Raw genomic sequence first — 21,266 nt, 5'->3', positions numbered from 1 at the left:
TTCTCTCGGATAGATTGGCCGGGGGGCAGCTGGGCGATGGCTTGCGGCGTCAACTTTTGGAAGCGCCCTGCCATCAGATGGCGATTTCGCTGATCACGTCGCGGGTCGACTGGTTAGCTCCCAGCCGGGCGGCATTGATCGCGGACAACGCCGCTTGCCTTCTTTTGAGAACGGCGACCAACTCCCGGTCCAGCGCGTCCATGTCATCGGCGGGGATGTCGGCTTGGCGCTCAGCGTCGGTGCGGGCGTCAAGTCGTCGCGCGCCCGCCTGATCTTCACGCTCTCGCTTTATTCTGGCGATCTCGTCGTCCAGTTCTGCAACTTCTCGAAATTTCTCATCTCCGACGGGAACAGGGAGGACCTCCTGCGCCCATTCCAGCGCCTTGATGAGGCCGAAGTAGACAAAGGCGCTATCTTTGGTTCCCGCGCCGCCTTCAGCCTGTGAAAGGCGTCGCCCGATAGACAGCACGGTGTCCAGAACCGCCTCAAGATGGTGGAGTGAGCCGTCAGAGCCCTGCAGGCCCCTTACCAGCAGGAGTTCGGCCTCCTGACTAATGGACCGGCCAGCACGTTCCGCATGATCCTCCAGTGCGCGACGTGTCTCCACGGTGATGCGCGTCGTTAGGACTTCAGACTTGTCTGACAGTGGTCCTCTCCGCCGCCCTTTTCCCTTGTCCGCCATGCTCGCCTCCAGTTTATGACTTCATATTGAATACATGAGACTTGACTGCCGGGGCAACCCCTCGCATGATGGCTGCATGTTGAAGTCATGAAAGGAGGCGCGGTGAGCGGAGTAGGGTTTGAGCGGGCAGCCGTAAGGATGACCCCAGACGGGAGATTGACTCGTTCGGAAGCGGCCAAGTTCATTGGTGTAGCTGCACGGACCTTGGCCAACTGGCGGTCAAAGGGGGTCGGGCCGCGCCAAATTAAGGTTGGAGGACGGGTGTTTTATCGCCTCGACGACCTCCAGGTGTTCGTCGACGAATGCGGGGCGGCCTGACATGTTGCAACCAGTTGCAAAGGCTGGATGCTCGCGCACCATCGTCGGCACGGTCATGCCGTCGGTCCGGCCATTTGGGGCGAGACCTTCTTGCCGCTTAACGCCAATGGTCGAGGATCGAGCCGTCGATCTGGACGGTGATCTGCTCCAGCCCTTTGCACAGGAAGACCTTGGTGAAGGGTTTTCGTGCGTTGGAGCCACGAGACGCCTTGATGCGCCAGCCGCCCTTCACGTGCTCCCGGACCTTTACCACCATCGGGTGGGCCTCGAGGTCCAGACGCTTGACGACGTCCTCGTTCATCTTCAGCGCACCAGTCAGGCCGTCGAGGGAGGTGGGCTGGTTCTGCATCTCAGACACCAGCGACAGCGCCTGCGTGAAGAACGCCCGCAGGTGCGAAGGGTGGGTGCCCGTGATGTGCATGTAGGCCGCGCGATCCCGGAGGTCCTTGAACGCCTTGGAAGCAGGCGTAGACAGGATGCGTTCGATTTCCGCCCTAGAGGCGGGTTCTCTGTCTCGAACAGACGTCATGGTTCACCTCCGAGCACAGCGGCCACAAGAGGCGTGTTATTCACCGCCAGCACCTCCTCCGGCCAGAGCATGTCGGAACGACCTCGTGCGACGCGGCCGTCGTGGGTCAGAGCATGGCAAGTTAAGTCGCCTTCAGCGCCGACGGCCGCCACAACGGCCAAGTCACCTCGCATGAAGACGGGTTGGTCGGCGGAACACCTGTCCGAGTAACCAACAACCACCACGACCTGGCCGTCCCGCATCGCTTCATCCTCCATGCCCGTGACCATAGGGGGAGGAGACAGGCTTGTCAAAGCTGAATTCGGCTCAACTATTTGATAAATAAGGTGAAACATACACATGAAGGTGCCGAACGATATCCGTCTGGATGCGGAGAATGGAGGCTTGGACATTGAAGCCGTCCGCCGCGAGGCTCGTGACCGCCTCAAGCGGTTCCAGAACGAGATCGAGAACAGACTTGCGGCGGCCGACCTCAGAGGTGCGAGACACAAACTGCACAAAATGATGCAGAACCGGTCCGTGCGGCTTCAGGCTCTTATCCTGGCGAATGCGAGAGTGCCCGCGCCGGAGCGCCTCGACCTCGTCGATCTCAGAGGGCTCATTGACACAGTCAAACCGATGACGCGAACCGCGTCCCCGCAGGGCTTCGCCATTGAGAAATCTGATGGTGGCCGTCGTCCCGCATTCATGTTCGGGTTGGAGGATCGGGCCTGCGCCGTCCTGATCCGCGAAGCCCTCAAACCTTTCGCCCGCGCGCACCCTCGGTGGGCCTGTCATCCTGCACAGGTTCTGTTGAGCGGTGGGTTGCCCGCCGCGTGCGACCATCTCCGCCAGTCCTTGAACGCGGCCCCTTCCGGGGCAGTGTTCGTGCAGATCGACGCGAAACGGTTCTTCCCGTCAATCGCATGCGAAGGACTGGCGGGGATGACCGGACTTCCACCCGAAGTGATCCATCGGCATCTGTCGGTGAAGCACATGGATGTCCGGGGAAGACGCTCTCTCCAAAGTGCTCTCAGTGTGAATGAAGGCATTCAGAGGGGTGAGACACCCGCGCCATCTGGCGTGGGGCGTGAAGAAGGAGAGATGGCTCTGGGCGGTATCGCCACCGGCTCAGCGGCGTCTTCTCTCGTGGCCGAAATGGTGATGGGGCATATCCTGCGAGATGCGGGCAGCTTGCCGGGCCTCATCGCCTTGATCGTTTACTCCGACAACATCGGGGCGGTGGTCAGGTCACGGGAGGAGGCGCTTGCAGTTCAGGCAGCCGTCCTTGTTGCGTTCAATCGCTCCAGGGCAGGGCCATTCTCCGCCAGCAAGGTCTCGATCAAGGACGTTGCAACCGGTTTCAACTTCCTCGGCTACCGATGGCGACGACAGGAAGGCACGGTCCATGTTGAACCGTCTCGGCTGCGTCACGAGCGTTGGGAGATGGCATTCGGCAACGACCTCATGTTCGCGTTGTCGGGTGATGATGCTGCGGCCTTCGACCACCTTCGGAGTAGGCTTCAGGGCTACGCACACAGTAAGTCGGCTTGGGCCGGTCGGAGCAAGTTTGTGGCGCGGTGGGAGGGTCGCATCACCGACTACGAGAAGCTGGTTCGTAGACGGGTAAACACTTTGGGGTGGAGGACCGAGAGCTGCCTTTAGCAGCCTTTGAGGCTCGACGTGGCTGTTCTGCGACAGGCGGCCGCCCCCCCCGAATCCTACTGTTAGGCAAACTCGTCCGCAGAAAGCCTAGCCTGCTCCAGCACTAGTTCGATGGCATGAGGCTCCAGATCAGGCGGGTAGCCGAACTTGCGGAGCAACTGCTTCACCTGTCGCCGCATGTCCGCCCGGACACTCTCCTTCCGAGTCCAGTCGATGGTAACGCTGGCACGGATGCGCCTAGCGATCTCCTGAGCGAGCACGCGAAGCTGATCATTCCCTAGCAAATCCATCGCGCTCTTGTTCTCGGCGAGCGCGCAGTAGAACGCATACTCTTCATCGCTCAGCCCCAACGCCTGCCCCCGGCCCACCGCATCGCGCATCGACTTGGCCAAATCGATCAGTTCCTGGATCACCTGAAGGCTGTCCACGGCGCGGTTGTGATAGCGGGCCATGGAAGCTTCGAGCCGATCTGAGAAGCGGCGGGCCTCGGCAGCGTTCTTCCGTTCACGGCCCTTCACCTCGCCCGCTAGTAGTTTCCTAAGCGCCTCGATGGCGAGGTTCTTCTGGTCCATCTTCTGGACGTCGGCCAGGAACTCGTCGGACAGCAAGCTGATGTCGGCCCGGTCCATGCCCGCGACCCTAAAGACATCGAGAATGCCGTCAGCGACCACTGCGCGGGAGAGAAGCTGGTTCAGGTCGTGGTCGATCTCGGCCGCATCCTTACGACCTCCCGTATGCTTGATGAGGTTGGCCCGGATCGCGGTGAACAGTGCAATGTCGTCTCGCAGCCGGGCTGCTGTTTCGGTGCCCCCTGCCAGTGCAAAAGCCGTCACCATCCGAGCCGCCATGTCGAGATAGCGACGTCTGCCGTCTTTGACTGACAGGACGTAATCGATGCAGTCGCGCAGGACTTTCAACTTGCCCGCCGGTCCTTCAGTGAAGAAGGTCCGCCACCGCACGTCGTTGAGCATGGCGATGATCGCCTCATGCTCGGCCAGCAACAGCCGCGCCGCCGCATCCTGATCAACGCCAGCCTTCTGCTGATCGCGCGCGCTGAAGGTGGCCAGCGCAGCCTTCAACTCCGCGCCGATGCCGAGGTAATCGACGACGAGACCGCCCGGCTTGTCGCCGAAGACGCGGTTCACGCGCGAGATCGCCTGGATCAGCCCATGGCCGCGCATCGGCTTGTCCACGTAAAGGGTATGCAGGCTCGGCGCGTCGAACCCGGTCAGCCACATGTCTCGGACGATGACGAGATCGAACTCCGAGGACGGCTCCTTGAACCGGTCGGCCAGCTTGCGCAGACGTCCCTTGTTCCGGATGTGCGGCTGATACTCCGGCGGATCGCCCGCGCTGCCGGTCATGACGACCTTCAGCATCCCTGCCCCATCCTCTGATCCGGCCCAATCAGGGCGTAGCGCGACGATGGCCTCGAACAGAGCAACGCAGATGCGACGGCTCATGGCGACGATCATCGCCTTGCCGCCTCCCATCGCCTCTCGCCGCTGCTCGAAATGCTCGACAATGTCGGCTGCGATCAGATCCACTCGTTCGTGAGCCCCGACCAGAGCCTCAAGCCGGGACCATCGTCCCTTATGCTTCTCCGCCTCGGTGGTCTCCTCGGTTTCGAGCACCGTATCCGCGCCTTCGTCTAGTGCGGCCTTGGCCTCCTCGTTCAACCGAAGCTGGGCCAGCCGGGCCGTGTAGTAGATCGGGACCGTAGCTCCATCCTCGACGGACTGGGCGATGTCATAGGTGTCGATCTGATCGCCGAAGACGGTCTGTGTATTCCGGTCGGCGGTCTCGATCGGCGTGCCAGTGAAACCGATGAAGGTGGCGTGCGGCAGGGCGTCTCGGATGTGCTGGGCAAAGCCGCCGGAGGTCAGGACGGCGGTCTCTCCCCGCACCGTCACTCGCGACACGAAGCCATACTGGGTCCGGTGGGCTTCGTCAGCGACCACGATGATGTTCCGGCGGTCGGAGAGTTCAGGAAACGACGCCTCGCCCGCGACCAAGCCGAACTTCTGCATGGTCGTGAACACGATGCCGCCCGACGCTCGCCCAAGGGCAGTCCGGAGATCATCGCGGCCATCGACCGCCGACGGTGTGGTGGCGAACAGGTCCGGATGGGCGCAGAAAGTGTCGAACAGCTGGTCGTCCAGATCATTGCGATCCGTGACCATTACGACCGTCGGGTTCTCCAGTTCCGGCGCGCGCTCCAGGCGGCTGGCGTAGAGCGCCATGGTGAAACTCTTGCCCGACCCAGTGGAGTGCCAGACCACGCCAGCCTTGCGATCCCCGGTCGGGCGGGACGCCGCGATGGTCGCGGCCATGGCTTTTCTGACCGCGTGGAACTGGTGATAACCCGCGACCTTCTTGGCCTTCGCTGCGCCGTCCTTCACCTCATAGGTCTGCCCCAGCGCCGCGAGTTCGAGGAAGCGGGACTTGTCGAACACCCCCCGGATGAGGATATCCAGATCGAGACCGTCAGCGAGGTCTTCGCCGTCGATGGTCCGCCACGGCGTGTAGCGGTCCATTCCGGAGGTCAGAGCGCCGATCTTGGCGTCCAGTCCGTCGCTGATCACCATCACTGCGTTGAAGCGGAAAAGGGCCGGGATGCGCTCGCGGTAGGTCTGAAGCTGATTGAAGGCGCTGCGCATCGTCGCCTGATGGTTGGTCGGGTCCTTCAGTTCGACCACGCCCAACGGCAGACCGTTGACGAAGGCGAGGACGTCCGGACGCCGTTCGTCCTGTCCGACGATGGTGAACTGGTTCACCGCGAGGAAGTCGTTGCGCTCCGGATCGGCCAGATCGACGACCTGAACCTTCAGCGTCCGAGCGTCTGCGCCCTCGCGCACCTCGACGTCCACCCCGTCGCGCAACAGGCGCAGGAAACGTCGGTTGTTCTCCAGCGGGTCCTGACTGGCGTCGGCGGCAATGATCCGCGCGGCCTGGTCCAGCGCCTCGGGGGGCAGGTCTGGATTGATGACTTGAAGCGCCTGCCGGAGACGACCTTTCAGAACCACTTCGCGATGGTCCGCACGGCCGCCGGGCGCGTCCGGCGCGAGGTATGAACCGTGCATGACGGACCAGCCCAGATCGCCGAGCCATCCGAGCGCGGCCTGTTCGACATGATCTTCGTAGAACGCCTTGCCAGCGGACGAGGAGCCGGTCGGATAGACGAAGTCGCTCATGGTCTCCCCCTTGCCAGACCCGCCGCTATTCCGCCGCCGCCTCACCCAACGCGCCACTGACGGCAGTGGGGGGGCGTTCGACCTGCCAAACCTTGGCGGCCAAGTCGGTCAGCATTTTCGCTCGACGCTTCACGGCGTCGCGGTCCCACTTGTCGAATGGGGTGAACGTGGAAACGGCCCGGTCGATGGCAGTGTTCTTTCCAACCTCGACGACCTGCGAGATCGACCTGGTCAGCAGATGCTGGCTGCTCGGATAGACCTCACGCTTAAGGGGCCTCAAATGCATCAGGTCCCCGTCCGGAGCAGAGTAGGGCTTGTTCCCAAGAGAATGATTGATGGCCGCCTCGGCCAAGGCGAGGTTGCCGACCGACCAGATCACCTCCGGCTCGTCCGCCCCTGGTCCAAAGGCTGCGCGGACCTCATCGCGAGGCGTCTGAGGCGTGATGTGCTCGATATGGTTGGCGGCGCTGTCGCAATAGCGGCTCAACCACACGTGGCCCTGCGACGTCGCGCCGAACCCCGCCTGATCCACGGCCTGCGTCAGCCTTGCCACTAGGTATCGCTGTTGGAACTTCCGTAACCCGTTAACGCGCATAGCCGGAAACTCCCGATGGAACCGCTCGGCCAGTTCCTGCCGACGCTTGTTGAAGGTCGAGGCTGAGAAGGGTTCATACGCCTCAAGCGTCTTGATTTCTGCGAGCCGTTGCGCCCAAGCGGGGAACAGAACCTCGAACTCACGGTAGTTTTGTCCCGTGACGAGGAAGGCGAACATCAGGTTCTCCGCATCGCGACAGACTGCCGAGAATACTTCATCAGGCAGATCGCGCGCGGCGAGCAGCAAGATCATATGCTGCCGCGTCGCTTTTCCGGCCAATAGCTGCACCGCTTCCATGGCGGGATGAGGTTTGCCGTTCACATCCCGCCCGCTCATGAAGTTGAGATAAGCGGTGGCGGCCTCATTCAGGCTGTCTACAAATCCTGCAGGGTCCGCCGCATAACCGACCTTGCCTTCGTTCTTCAGCAGCCAGGAATAGAGTTCGTCCTCACGTAGCTTTTGCTCGCCATAGGCAGAAAGAATGACGTAGCGGAGGAAGCGGAGAGGCTTTTCACCTGCCCCGTGCAGGGCATCGATCAGCGTCTTCCAGCCGACCTTCAAGGCGTCGAACTCCGACTTCTGGGCCTTCATGAAGAGAAGGTTCTTCAAGAGGTCCATGGCGTCGAGACCGACACCACGATCATTGATTGTCTCGAAAATTTTCAACGCCCGCGCCAGACTGTCGGTCCGCACGCGGATCAGCTTCACCCGGTTATTGAGATAGCCGAAGAACTTGCGCAGCTCGATCACGTCGTCTTTGAACTCCTTCTCGTAGAAGGCAGTCGCCGTGTCGTAGGCGGTCATGATGTTGGCCATCGAACGGGTCCAGGTCTTTGGCTCCGGGACCTTGCGCTCCACCAGACCCGCCAGCAGTTTGCCCGCGTCCTTGTATTGGAGGTCGAGCCGGACCTCGAATGTCTCCCGGCCTTGATCATCTACCTTCTGCGTGGCCAGCAAGGCGTCAACGGCGGCATGTTGCGTTTCCCCGAGGGCCTGAAGGCGATCCCGATAGGCGCACAGGATCACGAACAGCGTCGTCATCCGTTGCTGCCCGTCGATCAGATCGAGACGACCTGCCGCTCCAGTGCAAGTGACGATGGACCCGACGAAATAGTCGGTGTCGGGGGCGTCAGCCTGTTCCGCTCGAACATCATCCAGAAGCTGCCTGATCTGGTCTTCTTCCCACACATATTCCCGCTGGTAGTCGGGGACTGCATAGAAGTCCTTGAGCGCATCACCGACGCTGAGGTCATTGCTCTCGATAGTCGCCATCTCTTCGGCCCCTCACGACGCTCTGTCTTGGCTCGCATCCCGCGTCGGCTGAATGTGGCGTGCGCTTCCTTGACCCGGAGTGAAGCTGGCGTTGCAACCGGTTGCAACTTCACGTGTGGGTTTTTGGCTCACCGATTCACGCCTAACCGACTTGTGGATCACATTTCACTTTTTGTGAGAAACAAGCCGCGTTGTATAGCGTGGGTGATCCTCAAAACGCCGGACGCCCCTCGGCGAGATTGAGGAGTTCGGAGAAGGCGAACACCGCCGCCCGGCGGCCAGCGGCGGGACGCACTTCCCGCAATAGCCCGTTGTCACGCACGATACGCAGGATGCGGGTCGCCGTGGGGCGGGGAATATCGGCGCTTTCCACGAAGTCAGAGGACTTGAAGATCGGACGCGAAAACATCCAGTCCAGCGCGCGAACCGCATATTGCGAATGGGTGACGTCGGCGATCCAGTCCTTCCGGACCCGGTAAAGGTCCAAGATCGCGGTCGCCTTGGTCTGGTTGGTCTCGGCCTGGGTGATCAGCCCGCGCAGGAAAAACTCGCACCAGCCGGTCCAGTCGCCGTCGCGAGAAATCGCCAGCAGACGGTCGTAATACTCGTCCCGATGGCTCTCCAGATATTCGCTGAGATAGAAGTTCGGGCGCGTCAGCAGCCCCTCGCTGAACAGGAACAGCGGCACGATGAGGCGACCCAGCCGCCCGTTCCCATCAAGGAAGGGGTGGATCGCTTCGAACTCGGCGTGGAGCACGGCCAGTTGGACCAGCTTGTCCGGGATGGCCGGGGCCTCAGCGTGCAAATAGGCTTCCCACGCGTCCATGGCCTCCGCCAGTTGATCGGCCCCCACCGGAACGAACCGCGCGGTCTCGACCGCGCATCCCTCTGGACCGATCCAATTCGGGATGCGGCGATACTCGCCGGGGTCCTTGTTGCGTCCCCGCACGCCCTGCATCAGCACCTCATGGGTGCGCTTGATCAGCCGCTGTGACAGGGGCAACTCGTCCATCAGCCGCGTCGCCTCGGCCAAGGCCGCGCGGTAGTTCAGCACTTCGCGGATGTCGGCCTTCTTCGGCGTGCTCTCGTCCGCCGCACCGTCTTCGGCCTCGAACTCCAGCACCTCGCCGAGCGTCGCCTGCGTGCCTTCGATCCGGCTGGACAGAACGGCTTCCTGCGTCGTCAGGGGAGACAGCAGGACATTGGGATTGGGAACGCCATGCAACACGCCTTCGTAACGAGCGATGGCGGCGTTGGCCGGACCGATCAGGGGCAGCAGCCGGGGCCAGTCCAGATCGGGTGGGGGAAAGCCTCCCTGGTGATAGAGCACGGGCATCAGGCGACCTCCTCCAGCATCGCCTCTGCGTCCTTCACCCGGATCGCGCCGGACATCAGCTTCGGAAGTAGAAGGTCACGAAGCGCCGCCAGAGTGCGCGACTGTTCTCGGAGGCTGGTATGAAGTTCCCGCATGGGAGACAACACAGACGCTAGTTCATGCTGGGATGCCGGAAAGACTGGCATCGACATTCGTCGTTGGTCTTTCAACGACACATACGGAGCCATATCCGTTTGACCAGAAACCAGGTCAATCTGCACCAGCAGGTCGCGGCTACACATCCAATGAAACAGGATCAGGGGGTGAACGGCGACATGATCCAATGAACGCCAGAAACACACCTGCGGCGAATATATGAACGAAGGGGTTGTGGATTCGACCCTGGCGAAACGCCCCACCGTTCCTTTGGAAGTAAACGCAACGTCACCCGCCATAGACCTCTTTCGTCCCGCCTTCCTAACCGCCTCGGCTCCCAACATCTCAGCGGACCCGACGTCAAATCCCCCATTCAACTGAGCGGCTCTAAGGAACGGCAGGCCGTCGGGACCGAAGTCTCGTGATTGCGCACGAAATCCATCTCCAATTTCGACCATCGACCGCCCTTCGAGATCGGCGATCAAGGCCCGAGAGCCACCCACCAGATTTGCCTTTGCCCACTCGTCGAAGAGGCTTTGAGCCAACTGACTAATGGTTCCGTTGGTGCGGCTGTTGGCTTCGATTTTGTTGTCGATAGCGCCGAGCAGGCCCGAGATCGCCTTTTGCTCCTCCAACGAGGGAAGAGGGAGTGGAAACGACGGAAAGTCCTTCAACGCGAGGCGGTCCACCGTCGCGCCGGGGATCGTTCGACTCCGCAGTAACTCCTGAAAGGCCGGAGACAGATAGGTATAGAGAAAGAAGCGCGGATCGAGGCGTGAGCGGTCGGCTCGAACCAGGCCCATCCGCCGTCCCAGGCAACAATTCAACCCGTCCGGTATAAGCGCGGCTTGGCCCAGTCGCGTCTCATAGGAAAACACGACATCGCCCGGCTCCGGCTTGACCCTTCGGGTCCATTTCTCGAACACCTCTGGCGTCACGTGCCGTGTTTCAGAGAGGACAATGCGACCCTCCTGAAGGGCGCTAATGCCGAGAAAAATCGGGCCCGTATCGACTGTCTCGGGGGTTGCGTGAGGACCGTCAAAGACCTTCGCAACCTCGCCAATTGTTACGCTTGGCCAGCTATGCATTGTCGTTCAACCGCTCAAGCTGGCGTAAGATGTCCCCCGATAGCCGTTCCGCCTCAGCGAACTGCCGCGTGAGATCGCCCTTCAGGTTCATGAAGCTAAAATCGAACGGCTCAGATGGCTGTTCATTCTGGGCCGTTCCGACATATCGACTGGGCGTAAGCACAAAGCTGCTATCCGCGATCTCTTGGTTAGGCACTGAACGACAGAAACCCGCCTGATCGCGGTAGTCGTCTCGTCCTTCACGCCACGCGTGATAGGTTTCGGCCACCTTTCCTATGTCTGACTCATTGAAAACCCGCAGCACGCGCCCTTCCATCTGGCCAAGTTGACGGGCGTCGATGAAGAGAGTTTCGCCGCGTCGATCTCGCAGTTTCAGGTCTTTGAGGATGCCGTTGGACTTGTCCCTTGCCAAGAACCACAGACAGACGGGTATCTGCGTCGTGTAGAAGAGCTGATTGGGAAGGGCCACCATACAGTCGATCAGGTCGGCCTCGATCAGCGCCCGCCGAATTTCGCCCTCGCCAGACTGGCTTGCGCTCATCGAGCCGTTTGCCATGACGAAGCCCGCCAGGCCATGAGGGGCCAAATGGTGAATGAAGTGCTGTATCCAGGCGTAGTTAGCGTTGCTGGTCGGGGGTGGTGGACCATACTTCCAGCGTAAATCGTTTCTGCGCCGTTCGCCGCCCCAGTCGCTATCGTTGAAAGGCGGATTGGCCAGGACGAAGTCAGCCTTCAGGTCGGGGAACAGGTCGTCGTGGAAGCTATCGGCGTTGCGGGCACCCAAGTTCGCGTCGATGCCCCGGATGGCGAGGTTCATCTTGGCCAGTCGCCAAGTCGTGGGATTGCTCTCCTGACCATAGATCGAGATGTCGCCCAGACGCCCGCCGTGGGCTTCTACGAACCGTTCCGACTGCACGAACATGCCGCCTGATCCACAGCAGGGGTCGTAGACCCGGCCCTTAAAAGGTTGGAGCATCTCGACCAGCACATTGACCACGCAGGCGGGGGTATAGAACTGTCCTCCGCTCTTACCCTCCGCCGCCGCGAAGCGACCGAGGAAATACTCGTAGACCCGGCCCAGGACGTCCTGACCGCCGTTGGCTTCGGGCAGTGTGTCGATGTCGGCCAGCAGGTTGATGACCCCGGCCAGGCTGGTCTTGTTCAGATCGGCGCGGGCGTAGTTCTTCGGCAGGACGTCCTTCAGCGAGGCGTTTTCCCGCTCTATGGCATACATGGCGTCATCAACGATCTGGCCGATCTGCGGCTGGGGGGCGTTTGCCTGAACGTGCGCCCAGCGCGCCTCCTTGGGCACCCAGAAGACGTTGTCGGCCAGATACTCGTCGCGATCCTCCGGATCGGCGTGAGGCGTCTCCAGAACCTTGGCCCGCTGACGCTCGAAGCGGTCGGAGATGAACTTCAGGAAGATCAGGCCGAGGACAACGTGCTTGTATTCCGCCGCGTCCATGTTCGAGCGCAGTTTGTCCGCCGCCGCGAACAGCGTGGCCTCGAACCCCAGTTTGGTCTTGTTGGACTTCTCGCCCCCGTCCTTGCGCGGCCTGCCCCGAGCCATCGTCTTATCCCCCGTCACGCGAAATGCACTGGCCGGTGGTTTGCAGGCGGCCGACCCCGGTGGTCAAGGACAGACCGTGCCTTGGCTCATTCGGGTGCAGGCACCGGCGTGAAGGTCGAGCCGACCCAGTAGCCGATTTCGGCGTCATCGGGCGTCTCCAGCGTGTAGTAGGTGTATTCGCTGCCCCGATACCACTCATATTGAGAGCGCCGAAAACGCATCGGGGAGAGCACAGGGCGGACGCTCTCCTCGAACCGAGCGATGTTTCGGTTCGCGGCGAATATCCCCGCGATGAAGCGGATCGTGCGATTGCCACCGCCTTGGACGATGATGTCCATGTCGTTCTCCCAGACCGCTTGATCCTTGATCGCTCCATAGCCCGCGCGCATCGCCGGGAAGGCTGCGGTCTGCTTCTGAACCATTGTCCGCCGCAACTCCGCCATGGCCTCACGAACCTGCGGGTCAGAGGCGAACGCCTCGCCATCGCGCAGCAGGCGCGCGGCAGTGTTCAGCGTCTCCAAATTCAGGTTGATGACCAGTTCGGTCTCGGGCCTGCCTGTGAACACCGCCTCGACCATCGGAAGGGTCTCGTTCAGCCGCGCGATGTAGCCGTTGATCTCGCCCCTTACCCTCGCGTCCTCGGCGGCGGCGGTCGCGCGGTCAAACAGGGGACGGAGAGAACCTCCCTCCGCAACGTCTTCGCGTAAGCGTCTGTCGTCGAGTTTGCGCAGCGCGGAACGAGTGCTTTCGACCGTTCCTTCACTGATCAGTCCTTCGATCTCAGCGACCTGTTCGGCGCGGTCCTCGGCACTATCAGCACCACGAGATTCGGTCTCTGTCCCGGCACCTGATCCTGTCTCAGCAGGTAATCCGACGGAGGTGCCTATTACCGCGAACACGAATGCAACCACGAACGAGGTCACGGGCGGAACCCACATTGGCATGTAGAAAGTGGCCCTACGCCGGATCAGGCTGACGACAGGAGGCAGCACGGCCAACCCCGCAATCGCGAGACCGATCCCCAAGATGGGAGAGCCGCCCGACGGGTCAGAGACAGCCCCGACCAAGCCAATCAGGATCAGCAACACCCCGATGATCCATGACAAGACGCGCGCGGCCTTACGACCTGGCCCGACTTTCTCAGGTGCTGCGTGTGACATCGACTTCCCCCCAGAAGCAAAATAAGCGGCGCTAGACAAACACATCAACTATCGAGCGCAAACCGAAAGTTGGTACCAGGCCAGCACTACCCGGCGGGGCTGTGCTTGGCCTCAGCGCGCTGCGGCGTCGGATGTCTCTCGCGCCGGGGGTTGTGAAGCGAACACGTGGCTGCAACCGGGTGCAAAGACTTAGTGCCGGGCCTCGGGCAGGGCTCTCTGTGTAAATCCTGTGGAACCGCGTCCGTGATTTCACGTGACGACGAAGTTCCGACCGGGTCGCTCAGTGACATCACGCCGGAGCAGGACCCTTGCGCCACAGGGGTTGGATGGGGTTGGCGGGAATGCCGGTGATCATCCGGTAACCCCGCTCCACGGCACTCAAAATCCGGTTCCGAAAGGAGTGTCGGTTCGACCCCGACCGCCCGCACCACTTGTTATCGATCACCCATCCCGGCTTCGGCGGCATCGCCGCGCCCGTGACTTCCGAAACGGGCTTATGGGTTTTGCCGGGCGGTGATGATCGTCCTCTTCAGAACCAGGCCTTGATCCCGACCACCACCCGCGTGTGTTCGGGATCGCCGCCGAGGGCGCGGGTCAGGTCAGCGGTGTCGCCCAGGTCGCGGCTCCACTCCACCCCGACATAGGGCGCGAACTCCCTGGCGATCTCGTAGCGCAGCCGCACCCCCGCCTCCACGTGGGTCAGGCCCGACCCCAGGCCCAGCTCGGGAATGTCGGAGGCCGAGGCCTCGAGCTCGAACCGGGGCTGCAGGATCAGGCGCTGGGTGATGCGCTGGTCGTATTCAGCCTCGACGCGCGCGGTCAGATCGCCCTCGGTCGACAGGAAGGCGGCGGCGTCGACCTCCCACCAGTAGGGGGCCAGGCCCTGAACGCCGAGCACCAGATGGGTGGGGTTTTCACCGCCCTCGCGGAAATCCTGGCGCACCCCGGCCTGGACGTCCCAGAAGGGGGCGACGGCGCGACTGTACAGCGCCTGCACCTCGCCCTCGATCTCCCCGTCGAAATCACCTTCGCCCTCGGACTTCCACCAGAAGCGGTTGATGTCGCCGCCGGACCAGCCGCCCGCGTCCCAGAGCCAGCTTTCCTCCCCATCACCAAATCCGGCCTCAAGCCGATCGATCACAACGGCGGTCGTGCGTATGTCGCCGTTCTCGCGCAGCAGGATTCCCCGCGCCTGCCGCATCGCCGCCTCGCCCCAGACGGCGTCGGCCGCGTGAGCGGGGCCGGACAGTGCGGCGGGAGGGGGCGGCGCCTCCGGCGGCCTGCCGGGACTGTCAGCGCTCGTCATCACATCGGGCGGTCCCATGTCATGGCCGGCGTGAGGATCGGCCGGCTGGCCCATGTCGTGCCCGGCGTGAGGATCAGCAGGCGGTCCCATGTCGTGCCCGGCGTGCGGGTCGGCAGGCGGCCCCATATCGTGCCCGGCGTGGGGGTCCGGCTGCGGCTCGGCGCTCATGTCGTGACCCGTATGGGGATCCTCCGCCGGCGGCGGCGGCGGTGCGTGATGGTGATCATGATCCTGGGCGGCGGCCATGCCCGCGACGGCCACAAGCGGTGCAAGGCAGATCAGCAGACGGCTCATGCGGCGTCTCCATCGAGGGGGCGCACGGTCACCACATTGAACATGCCGGCGTGCATGTGCATCAGCATGTGACAGTGGAACGCCCAGTCGCCCGGCGCGTCCGCCGTCAGATCGAAGGTGACCGTGGAGCCCGGCGCCACATTGACCGTGTGCTTCAGCGGCTGATGGCCTGAGGGACCACCCGTCACCAACTCGAAAAAGTGGCCGTGCAGATGGATTGGATGGGCCATCATGGTGTCATTGACCAGGGTGACCCGGACCCGCTCGTCACGCTCGAAGCGGATCGGCTCGACGATCTCCGAGAATTTCCGCCCATCGAAGCCCCACATGAACCGCTCCATGTTGCCGGTCAGGTGAATCTCCATGGTCCGCGAGGGCGGCCGTTGATCCTTGTTGGGCGCCAGTGAGGCGAGGTCTGTGTAGACGAGAACCCGGTGCGGGACGTCCTCCAGCCCCATGGGACGCTCGCCCAGGCGATTGGCGGGCGCGGGCGAAATCATGTCGACCCCCACTCCGACCGCCATGTCGGGCGGGGCGTTTTCGGGATTTCGCATGTCATGGTCCATGCCGCCGTGATCCACCGGCGCGGCCGCGGCGCCATGGCCCATGGCGGCGTGATCCATCCCCTCGTGGCCCATGGCCCCGTGGTCCATGCCGCCCATCCCCATGTCGCGCATGGTCAGGGTGGGCACCTCGCGCAGCGGCGGAACCTCGGCCGCCATGCCCGGCCGCGGGGCCAGGGTCGCGCGGCCCATGCCCGATCGATCCACCGACTCGGCCACGACCGTGTAGGCCCGATCGTCGGTCGGGCGGACGATCACGTCATAGGTCTCGGCCACCGAGATCTGGAACTCGTCAATCTCGACGGGCCGGACGTTCTCGCCGTCGGCGTTGACCACCGTCATGGCCAGACCCGGTATGCGCACATTGAAGATCGACATGGCCGAGGCGTTGATGATCCTGAGCCTCACCCGCTCGCCGGGACGGAACAGGCCCGTCCAGTTCTCCTCGGGCCCATGGCCGTTGATCAGATAGGTGTAGGTCGTGCCGTTGACGTCGGCGATGTCGCGCGGGTCCATGCGCATGGACCCCCACATGCGCCGTTCCTCCAGGTCCATGCCGTCTTCGCCGGAGATCAGGCCCGACAGGGTGGTGCGCGACTGGTTGAAGTAGCCGGGGCTCTTCTTCAGCTTGTCGAGGATGGTGTGCGGATGCAGGAAGCTCCAGTCCGACAGCACCAGCACATGTTCGCGGTCATAAGCCACCGGATCGGCGCCGGCCGGGTCGATGATCAGGGGACCGTAGTGGCCCATGGCCTCCTGAAGGTTGGAGTGCGAGTGGTACCAGAAGGTGCCCGACTGGATGACCGGGAACTCGTAGACGAAGGTCTCCTGCGGCCGGATGCCCGGAAAGCTGATCCCCGGCACCCCGTCCATGTGAAACGGCAACAGCAGGCCATGCCAGTGGATCGAGGTGTCCTCGTCCAGGGTGTTGGTCACCGACAGCCGCACGTTCTGACCCTCGCGCAGCCTGACGAGCGGGGCCGGCAGGGCGCCGTTGACGGTGATGGCGTGACCGGTCCGTCCGCCGACGGTGAAGGGCGAATGACCGACGCTCAGCGCCACATCCGGGCCGTTCAGGGTCGGCAGGTCGGCCCGCAGGCCCGGCGATCCGCTCTGCGCCCAGGCGGGCAGCAGTCCCTGCGCCGCGAACAGGCCGGCGCCGCCCAGGGCGCCGCCCAGCAGCCGTCGTCGATCCACCGCCATCAGCGTCATGTCGTTTGCGTCCTTGATCGTGCCCGGGTGATACCGGGCCTTACGCGGGCGACGGCGGCGTCCCTCGCGACAGACCGCCGCAGGGTCAGTCGGCGCCGGGACTGGCTTCCAGCATGCGCGCCAGGGTTCTGCGCGCCCGGGCGATCCGAAGCTCGACCGCCTTGGGCGTCAGGCGGAGGATGCCGGCGATGTCGTCGTGGGACCGGTGTTCGAGCACAGCGAGCAGCAGGGGCGCCTTCTGGGCGTCAGGAAGGCGGTCGAGCGCGATCTGGACACGACGCAGCAGGATGCGGTCGTGGGTCTGGTCGTCGGGGCCGGCGGCCGGATCGCCGACGGCCATGGCGGCGGGCTCGTCCAGGCCCATGACGCCGCGCACCATGCGCCGCACCCGACGCCGCCGGCTCCAGTCCCGACACTTGTTCAGGGCGATGACCCGCACCCATGCCCCGAACGGCCGGTCCGGATCATAGCGGCCGATCGCCAGCCAGGCCGCCACATAGGTCTCCTGAACCAGATCCATCGCCTCCTCGGCATCGCCCACATAGCGAGCGACAAACCGGTGCAGGTCATCCCGGGTCGCCGCCATGAGACGCGAGAAGGCCCTGCGGTCCCGGCGCGCCGCCAGCGTCTGATCCGACGGCGTGACCGGCGACACCGGTCAGCCGGCGTCGGACTGAAGCGTATCGACCACGGCGCGGTCAAAGACCTCGGCCTGCTCCGGCGTCAGCACCGCCCGCATCTCGAACACATGGGCGATGGTCGCTTTCTGAAGCTCGCCCATGGCGCTGTGGAAATGGTCCACGGCCGCCTGAACCTGCGGCGTGTCGCCCCGGCTTTGGGCGATGGCGTCCGAAAGCTCCCGGTTTGCCGTGCGGACCTCGGCCTCGAGTCTTGTCCGTTCGACCGCGAAACGGGCCTCGATCTCATCCAGCCGCCGCGCCTGGGCCGCCGTCAGGTCCATCTGATCGTGAACCACCTGATGAAGGCTCGGCGCGCTCGTCTCCCGCCCGGTCCAGGTCAGCACGCCCCAGGCGCAGGCGGCGCCGACGACGGCGGCCAGGATCGCCGTGACCAGCGTTGAACGCCAGTCGCTCATCCCAGGGTCGCTCCGACGAACAGGGCGGAGGCCGAAGGGCTGAAGACGGCCAGCTCCGACCGGGTCGAGGCGCGCTCCGGGGCGGCCAGGCCGCTCAGCCCGCCCACCATCGCCGCGACCGTCAGCGCCGCCATCCTGACGCGAGCCGAGCGGGACCGGGCGCCGATCGCCTCCACCTCGCGCCATACCCGCTGCTCCAGCGTATCGAATGCCGGCCTCGCCGCAGCGGGGGTCCGGGAAATCAGACTGTCGAGATCCATCATGATTGTATCCGTCCATGCTCCCAGACATCATACGCAGGATGACCGTCGGCCCCTCGCGAGGGAAAGGCCACTCCACAGCGTAGGCCATGATAGCCGTCATCAGTCCACAGAGGGGACCCACATGCTCCGCTTCACCCTGGCCGCCATCCTGGCTCTCGCTGTCTCGCCCGCTCTGGCGCACGATCCGGCGTCCCCTGCGTCGGCGCACGCCGTGTCCGTGCCGGAAGCCGCCCAGCCGGCGGTGCTGGCGGTGGATGCGTTTCACGCCGCGCTTGACGCCGGCGACAGGGACGCCGCCCTGGCGCTGTTGACCCCTGACGTGATCGTTCTGGAAGAGGGCGGCGCGGAACGCTCACGGGAGCAATACGCCGGGCATCATCTGCCGGCGGACATGGCCTTTGCGGGGGCGACGCGGAGCGAGGTGGCGCGTCGGGCCGCTGTGGTCGAAGGCGACGTGGCCTGGGTGATGACGGAAGGGCGCACCACCGGACGGTTCAACGACCGCGCGGTTGATCGCCTGACCGCCGAGACCATGGTGCTGACGCGGGGCGCCGACGGGTGGCGCATCCGCCATATCCACTGGTCGTCCCGGGCCCCGAACTGACCTCACATGGCGACGGGCGGCATCTGGACGCCCAGGGCCGCCACCAGGCCGAGCAGAGCGACGCCTGCCCCCAGCTCCAAAAGGACGCTGGACCGGAGCCGGCTCAACGCCGCCCCGGCGTCATGCCCGGCGGAGACGGCCCGGTTCAGGGCGGGCGTGAGCACGAACCGGTTCCGGGCGGCCATGGCCAGCATGGCGAGAAAGACCGCCACCTTGGCTGAGAGAAGGAGGCCATAGGCGTTCGTCCCCAAGGCGGCCAGATTGGACGGTCCGATGAGAAAGACGGCGTTGATGATCCCCGTCACCGTGAGGATCACGACCGCGCCGGCGCCTGTAGCCGCGAACCCGCCCAGAGCCCTCGCGAGGGCTCGCGGGTCGGCGCCGCTGGAACGCCTCAACAGCAGGCCGAAGGCGATCAGCGCGCCGAGCCAAAGGGCCGCAGCCCACGCATGAACGATGTCCGCCGCCAGATGGAGAAGGCCCGATCCGCCTTCGGTTGAAGCGCCGTGCCCGCTCCAGGCGAAACTGGCGACGGCGCCCAACAACAGGGCCACGGCGATCCACCGGGCAACCCCGCCGCCCCGACCGGCGATGAGCACAAGCGCCGCCGCAAACGCCAGACCGGCCCTCGCGATGTGAGCCCGGCCAAGCTCCGTGGACTGCGCCACATAGGCGACCGCGGTCGGGTCGAGCGCCGCTGTGGCGACGCCCGCCATCATGGCCGTCTGCAGCAGGAGCCCCGCCCCCGCGGACAGCGCCAGGACCAGGATCGAGACCAGCACGACCCGCCCTATGGAGCCGGCTGCGTGCGGCAGGGTGGGCGGGGCGTACAGGATGAACAGCGGCAGGCCCAGCGCCGCCGTCGCCGACAGGAACTGAACCCAGCGCAGGACGACGACGCCGGCCTCGATCATCGGGTCAGCGGGCCGTGAAGGTGTAGGAGCCGGTCATGCGATGGCCGTCGGAGGCCGCGATCGCCCAGGTCACGCGGTACACGCCGGCCGACAGCGGCGTCTCGAGTCGGCCGGACAGGGTCTTGCCGTCGGACGAAACGCTGCTGCGAAGCGGCACGGCGCGCCCCTGGGCGTCTTCGAGTTCGATGCTGGAGAACGGCGCCGCGAACCGCTCGCTGAAGGTCAGGCTGACCGACCGGACGGCGGACGCGGTTTGCCCGTCTCCCGGCGTCGCGCTGACGAGCCGGGCGTGGGCCCAGGCTGGTTGAGCCGAAACAACAACGGCAGCGGCGACGGCGAGGGCGAGGGGAACGCGAAACATGATGGACAGACCCTGTGGAGAAGCGTGGTGCGCACCCTCGCCTTACGCATGAGGCGCCCTGATCCCTCGCCGTGAGGCGTACTTCGCCGGGCGCGGATGCGACGGCAGGGTCAGAACTCGCGCCAGCTGGCGCCGCCTCGACCGACCGCACCCTCTTTCCTGAAATCTAGCCGTCTTCCTCGCCCGTGATCTCGCGGGTGTTGAGGGCGTCGGCGAGGCGGACGGTGGCGGAGCCCCGGCGGGCGGGTTTGGGCTGGCTGGCGTGGGGCGCCCAGCCGGTCAGATGGATGATCTCGAAGGTGGCGCGGATGCGGCCGTCCGGGTCGGCGTGGCGTTCGGCGTAGAGCGCGGCGGCGCGGGCCAGAACGTCACGACGGATGGGGCGCGCGGGCCCGGCCAGGGCGCTGGTCTCGCCCATGGCGCGCAGGTCGTGGATCAGGGCGGGCAGGCCCGAATAGCGCACGGTGATGCGGTCCACATCCACGGCGGGCAGGGCGAAGCCGGCCCGCTGGAGCAGGGCCGCGCCGTCGAATCCGTCTGCAAACGGCGAGACGCGGGCCTGGGCGCCGCCGGTGAGCTCCAGTTCGGCCTCGGTCAGCACCCCGCGCAGCTCGTTCAGGGTCGTCCCGCCGAAAAGGGCGCCCAGGAAGAGGCCGTCGGGCTTCAGGGCGCGGCGGATCTGGGCCAGGGCGCCGGGCAGGTCGTCGGCCCAGTGCAGCGACAGGACCGAAACGATCAGGTCCGCCGTGCTGTCCGCAACCGGCAGGGGCATGGAGGCGGGTTGGGCGCGGACCGCTGCGTCCTCGATCACCGCCACGGCGCCGAGGCGCGCGACGCCTTCCTCCCGCGCCACGGCCTCGAACAGGCCGGGGTGGGCCGAGACGTCGACGGCGGCGGCAAAGTCGCGCAGGATGAATTCCAGATCCTGGGCCATGTGCCCGGCGGCCCGGCGGTGGAGGAAGTCGGCGTCGGAAAACCGGCGCGCGGCGCGGGCCAGACGGGCGGCGCGGCGGCGGGGGTCGAACAGGCGCGGGGGCGCCGAAGGGGAAGCGGGGGCGGACATGAACCTCCTAGATGGCGGCTGGCGGCGGCGATGGGAAGAGACCCGTTTGCCCGAACTGGGCGGCGCA

General features: G+C 64.6%; 19 protein-coding genes. 3 read left to right on the top strand and 16 right to left on the bottom strand.

Translation table 11 applies throughout. The annotated features are described in order from the left end of the window. Window positions 1–73 precede the first annotated feature (73 nt). Window positions 74–682 (bottom strand): hypothetical protein, encoded by a 609-nt coding sequence (locus IWC96_RS09935; RefSeq protein ID WP_148291552.1) that lies wholly within the window; start codon window positions 680–682, stop codon window positions 74–76. Between the two features lie 87 nt (window positions 683–769). On the opposite strand from IWC96_RS09935, the gene IWC96_RS16230 reads away from it, so the two are divergent. Next, window positions 770–1,000: a helix-turn-helix domain-containing protein gene (locus tag IWC96_RS16230; RefSeq protein ID WP_081703533.1), complete on the top strand. Its 231-nt coding sequence runs from the start codon at window positions 770–772 to the stop codon at window positions 998–1,000. 97 nt (window positions 1,001–1,097) lie between these two features. On the opposite strand, the gene IWC96_RS09925 is transcribed toward IWC96_RS16230, so the two are convergent. Further along, complete coding sequence (locus IWC96_RS09925) at window positions 1,098–1,529, bottom strand: hypothetical protein (RefSeq protein WP_148291553.1); 432 nt, start codon at window positions 1,527–1,529, stop codon at window positions 1,098–1,100. A gap of 339 nt (window positions 1,530–1,868) precedes the next feature. On the opposite strand from IWC96_RS09925, the gene IWC96_RS09920 reads away from it, so the two are divergent. Beyond that, window positions 1,869–3,173 carry a hypothetical protein gene (locus tag IWC96_RS09920; RefSeq protein ID WP_196838820.1) on the top strand — a complete coding sequence of 435 codons (1,305 nt, stop codon included), beginning with the start codon at window positions 1,869–1,871 and terminating at the stop codon, window positions 3,171–3,173. 62 nt (window positions 3,174–3,235) lie between these two features. Here the strand turns inward: IWC96_RS09920 and IWC96_RS09915 are convergent, their stop codons facing one another. From IWC96_RS09915 to IWC96_RS09865, 11 genes are all read right to left on the bottom strand, one after another. Next, a complete protein-coding gene (locus IWC96_RS09915) occupies window positions 3,236–6,367 on the bottom strand; it encodes a type I restriction endonuclease subunit R (protein WP_021698406.1) in 3,132 nt (1,043 codons plus the stop codon). A gap of 25 nt (window positions 6,368–6,392) precedes the next feature. Next, window positions 6,393–8,234 carry a DUF262 domain-containing protein gene (locus IWC96_RS09910; protein ID WP_021698407.1) on the bottom strand — a complete coding sequence of 614 codons (1,842 nt, stop codon included), beginning with the start codon at window positions 8,232–8,234 and terminating at the stop codon, window positions 6,393–6,395. Between the two features lie 211 nt (window positions 8,235–8,445). Continuing rightward, complete coding sequence (locus tag IWC96_RS09905; RefSeq protein ID WP_021698408.1) at window positions 8,446–9,570, bottom strand: Fic family protein; 1,125 nt, start codon at window positions 9,568–9,570, stop codon at window positions 8,446–8,448. Continuing rightward, entirely contained in the window at window positions 9,570–10,793 is a 1,224-nt protein-coding gene (locus IWC96_RS09900) for a restriction endonuclease subunit S (RefSeq protein ID WP_081703534.1), read from the bottom strand. Before IWC96_RS09900 ends, IWC96_RS09905 begins: the two co-directional genes overlap by 1 nt. Continuing rightward, window positions 10,786–12,363: a class I SAM-dependent DNA methyltransferase gene (locus tag IWC96_RS09895; RefSeq protein ID WP_021698410.1), complete on the bottom strand. Its 1,578-nt coding sequence runs from the start codon at window positions 12,361–12,363 to the stop codon at window positions 10,786–10,788. Before IWC96_RS09895 ends, IWC96_RS09900 begins: the two co-directional genes overlap by 8 nt. An 86-nt stretch (window positions 12,364–12,449) precedes the next feature. Continuing rightward, window positions 12,450–13,451 carry a hypothetical protein gene (locus IWC96_RS09890; protein WP_045319354.1) on the bottom strand — a complete coding sequence of 334 codons (1,002 nt, stop codon included), beginning with the start codon at window positions 13,449–13,451 and terminating at the stop codon, window positions 12,450–12,452. Window positions 13,452–14,052: 601 nt separating this feature from the next. Continuing rightward, window positions 14,053–15,123, bottom strand: coding sequence for a copper resistance protein B (locus tag IWC96_RS09885; protein ID WP_196838819.1), 1,071 nt, complete (start codon window positions 15,121–15,123; stop codon window positions 14,053–14,055). Then, window positions 15,120–16,889, bottom strand: coding sequence for a copper resistance system multicopper oxidase (locus IWC96_RS09880; protein WP_370541129.1), 1,770 nt, complete (start codon window positions 16,887–16,889; stop codon window positions 15,120–15,122). Before IWC96_RS09880 ends, IWC96_RS09885 begins: the two co-directional genes overlap by 4 nt. Before the next feature lie 94 nt (window positions 16,890–16,983). Beyond that, window positions 16,984–17,553 carry an RNA polymerase sigma factor gene (locus IWC96_RS09875; protein ID WP_262423544.1) on the bottom strand — a complete coding sequence of 190 codons (570 nt, stop codon included), beginning with the start codon at window positions 17,551–17,553 and terminating at the stop codon, window positions 16,984–16,986. A gap of 3 nt (window positions 17,554–17,556) precedes the next feature. Continuing rightward, complete coding sequence (locus IWC96_RS09870) at window positions 17,557–17,994, bottom strand: Spy/CpxP family protein refolding chaperone (RefSeq protein WP_196838817.1); 438 nt, start codon at window positions 17,992–17,994, stop codon at window positions 17,557–17,559. Then, on the bottom strand, window positions 17,991–18,257 hold the full coding sequence (locus IWC96_RS09865) for a hypothetical protein (protein ID WP_021698729.1): 267 nt from the start codon (window positions 18,255–18,257) through the stop codon (window positions 17,991–17,993). Before IWC96_RS09865 ends, IWC96_RS09870 begins: the two co-directional genes overlap by 4 nt. A 121-nt stretch (window positions 18,258–18,378) precedes the next feature. Between IWC96_RS09865 and IWC96_RS09860 the strand changes: the two genes are divergently transcribed. Then, complete coding sequence (locus IWC96_RS09860) at window positions 18,379–18,861, top strand: nuclear transport factor 2 family protein (protein WP_021698730.1); 483 nt, start codon at window positions 18,379–18,381, stop codon at window positions 18,859–18,861. Between the two features lie 2 nt (window positions 18,862–18,863). Here IWC96_RS09860 and copD read toward each other — a convergent pair whose 3' ends face one another. From copD to IWC96_RS09845, 3 genes are all read right to left on the bottom strand, one after another. Next, entirely contained in the window at window positions 18,864–19,775 is a 912-nt protein-coding gene (gene copD, locus IWC96_RS09855) for a copper homeostasis membrane protein CopD (protein WP_196838816.1), read from the bottom strand. A gap of 4 nt (window positions 19,776–19,779) precedes the next feature. After that, complete coding sequence (gene copC, locus IWC96_RS09850; protein WP_021698571.1) at window positions 19,780–20,136, bottom strand: copper homeostasis periplasmic binding protein CopC; 357 nt, start codon at window positions 20,134–20,136, stop codon at window positions 19,780–19,782. Window positions 20,137–20,302: 166 nt separating this feature from the next. Beyond that, a complete protein-coding gene (locus IWC96_RS09845) occupies window positions 20,303–21,199 on the bottom strand; it encodes a methyltransferase domain-containing protein (protein ID WP_021698570.1) in 897 nt (298 codons plus the stop codon). Window positions 21,200–21,266: the final 67 nt, after the last annotated feature.

Origin of the sequence: Brevundimonas sp. BAL450, assembly GCF_015767455.1 — a bacterium.
GTDB classification, from domain to species: domain Bacteria; phylum Pseudomonadota; class Alphaproteobacteria; order Caulobacterales; family Caulobacteraceae; genus Brevundimonas; species Brevundimonas abyssalis.
Note: the sequence above shows the minus strand (reverse complement) of the source record. Positions and strands in the feature narration are given on the sequence as shown.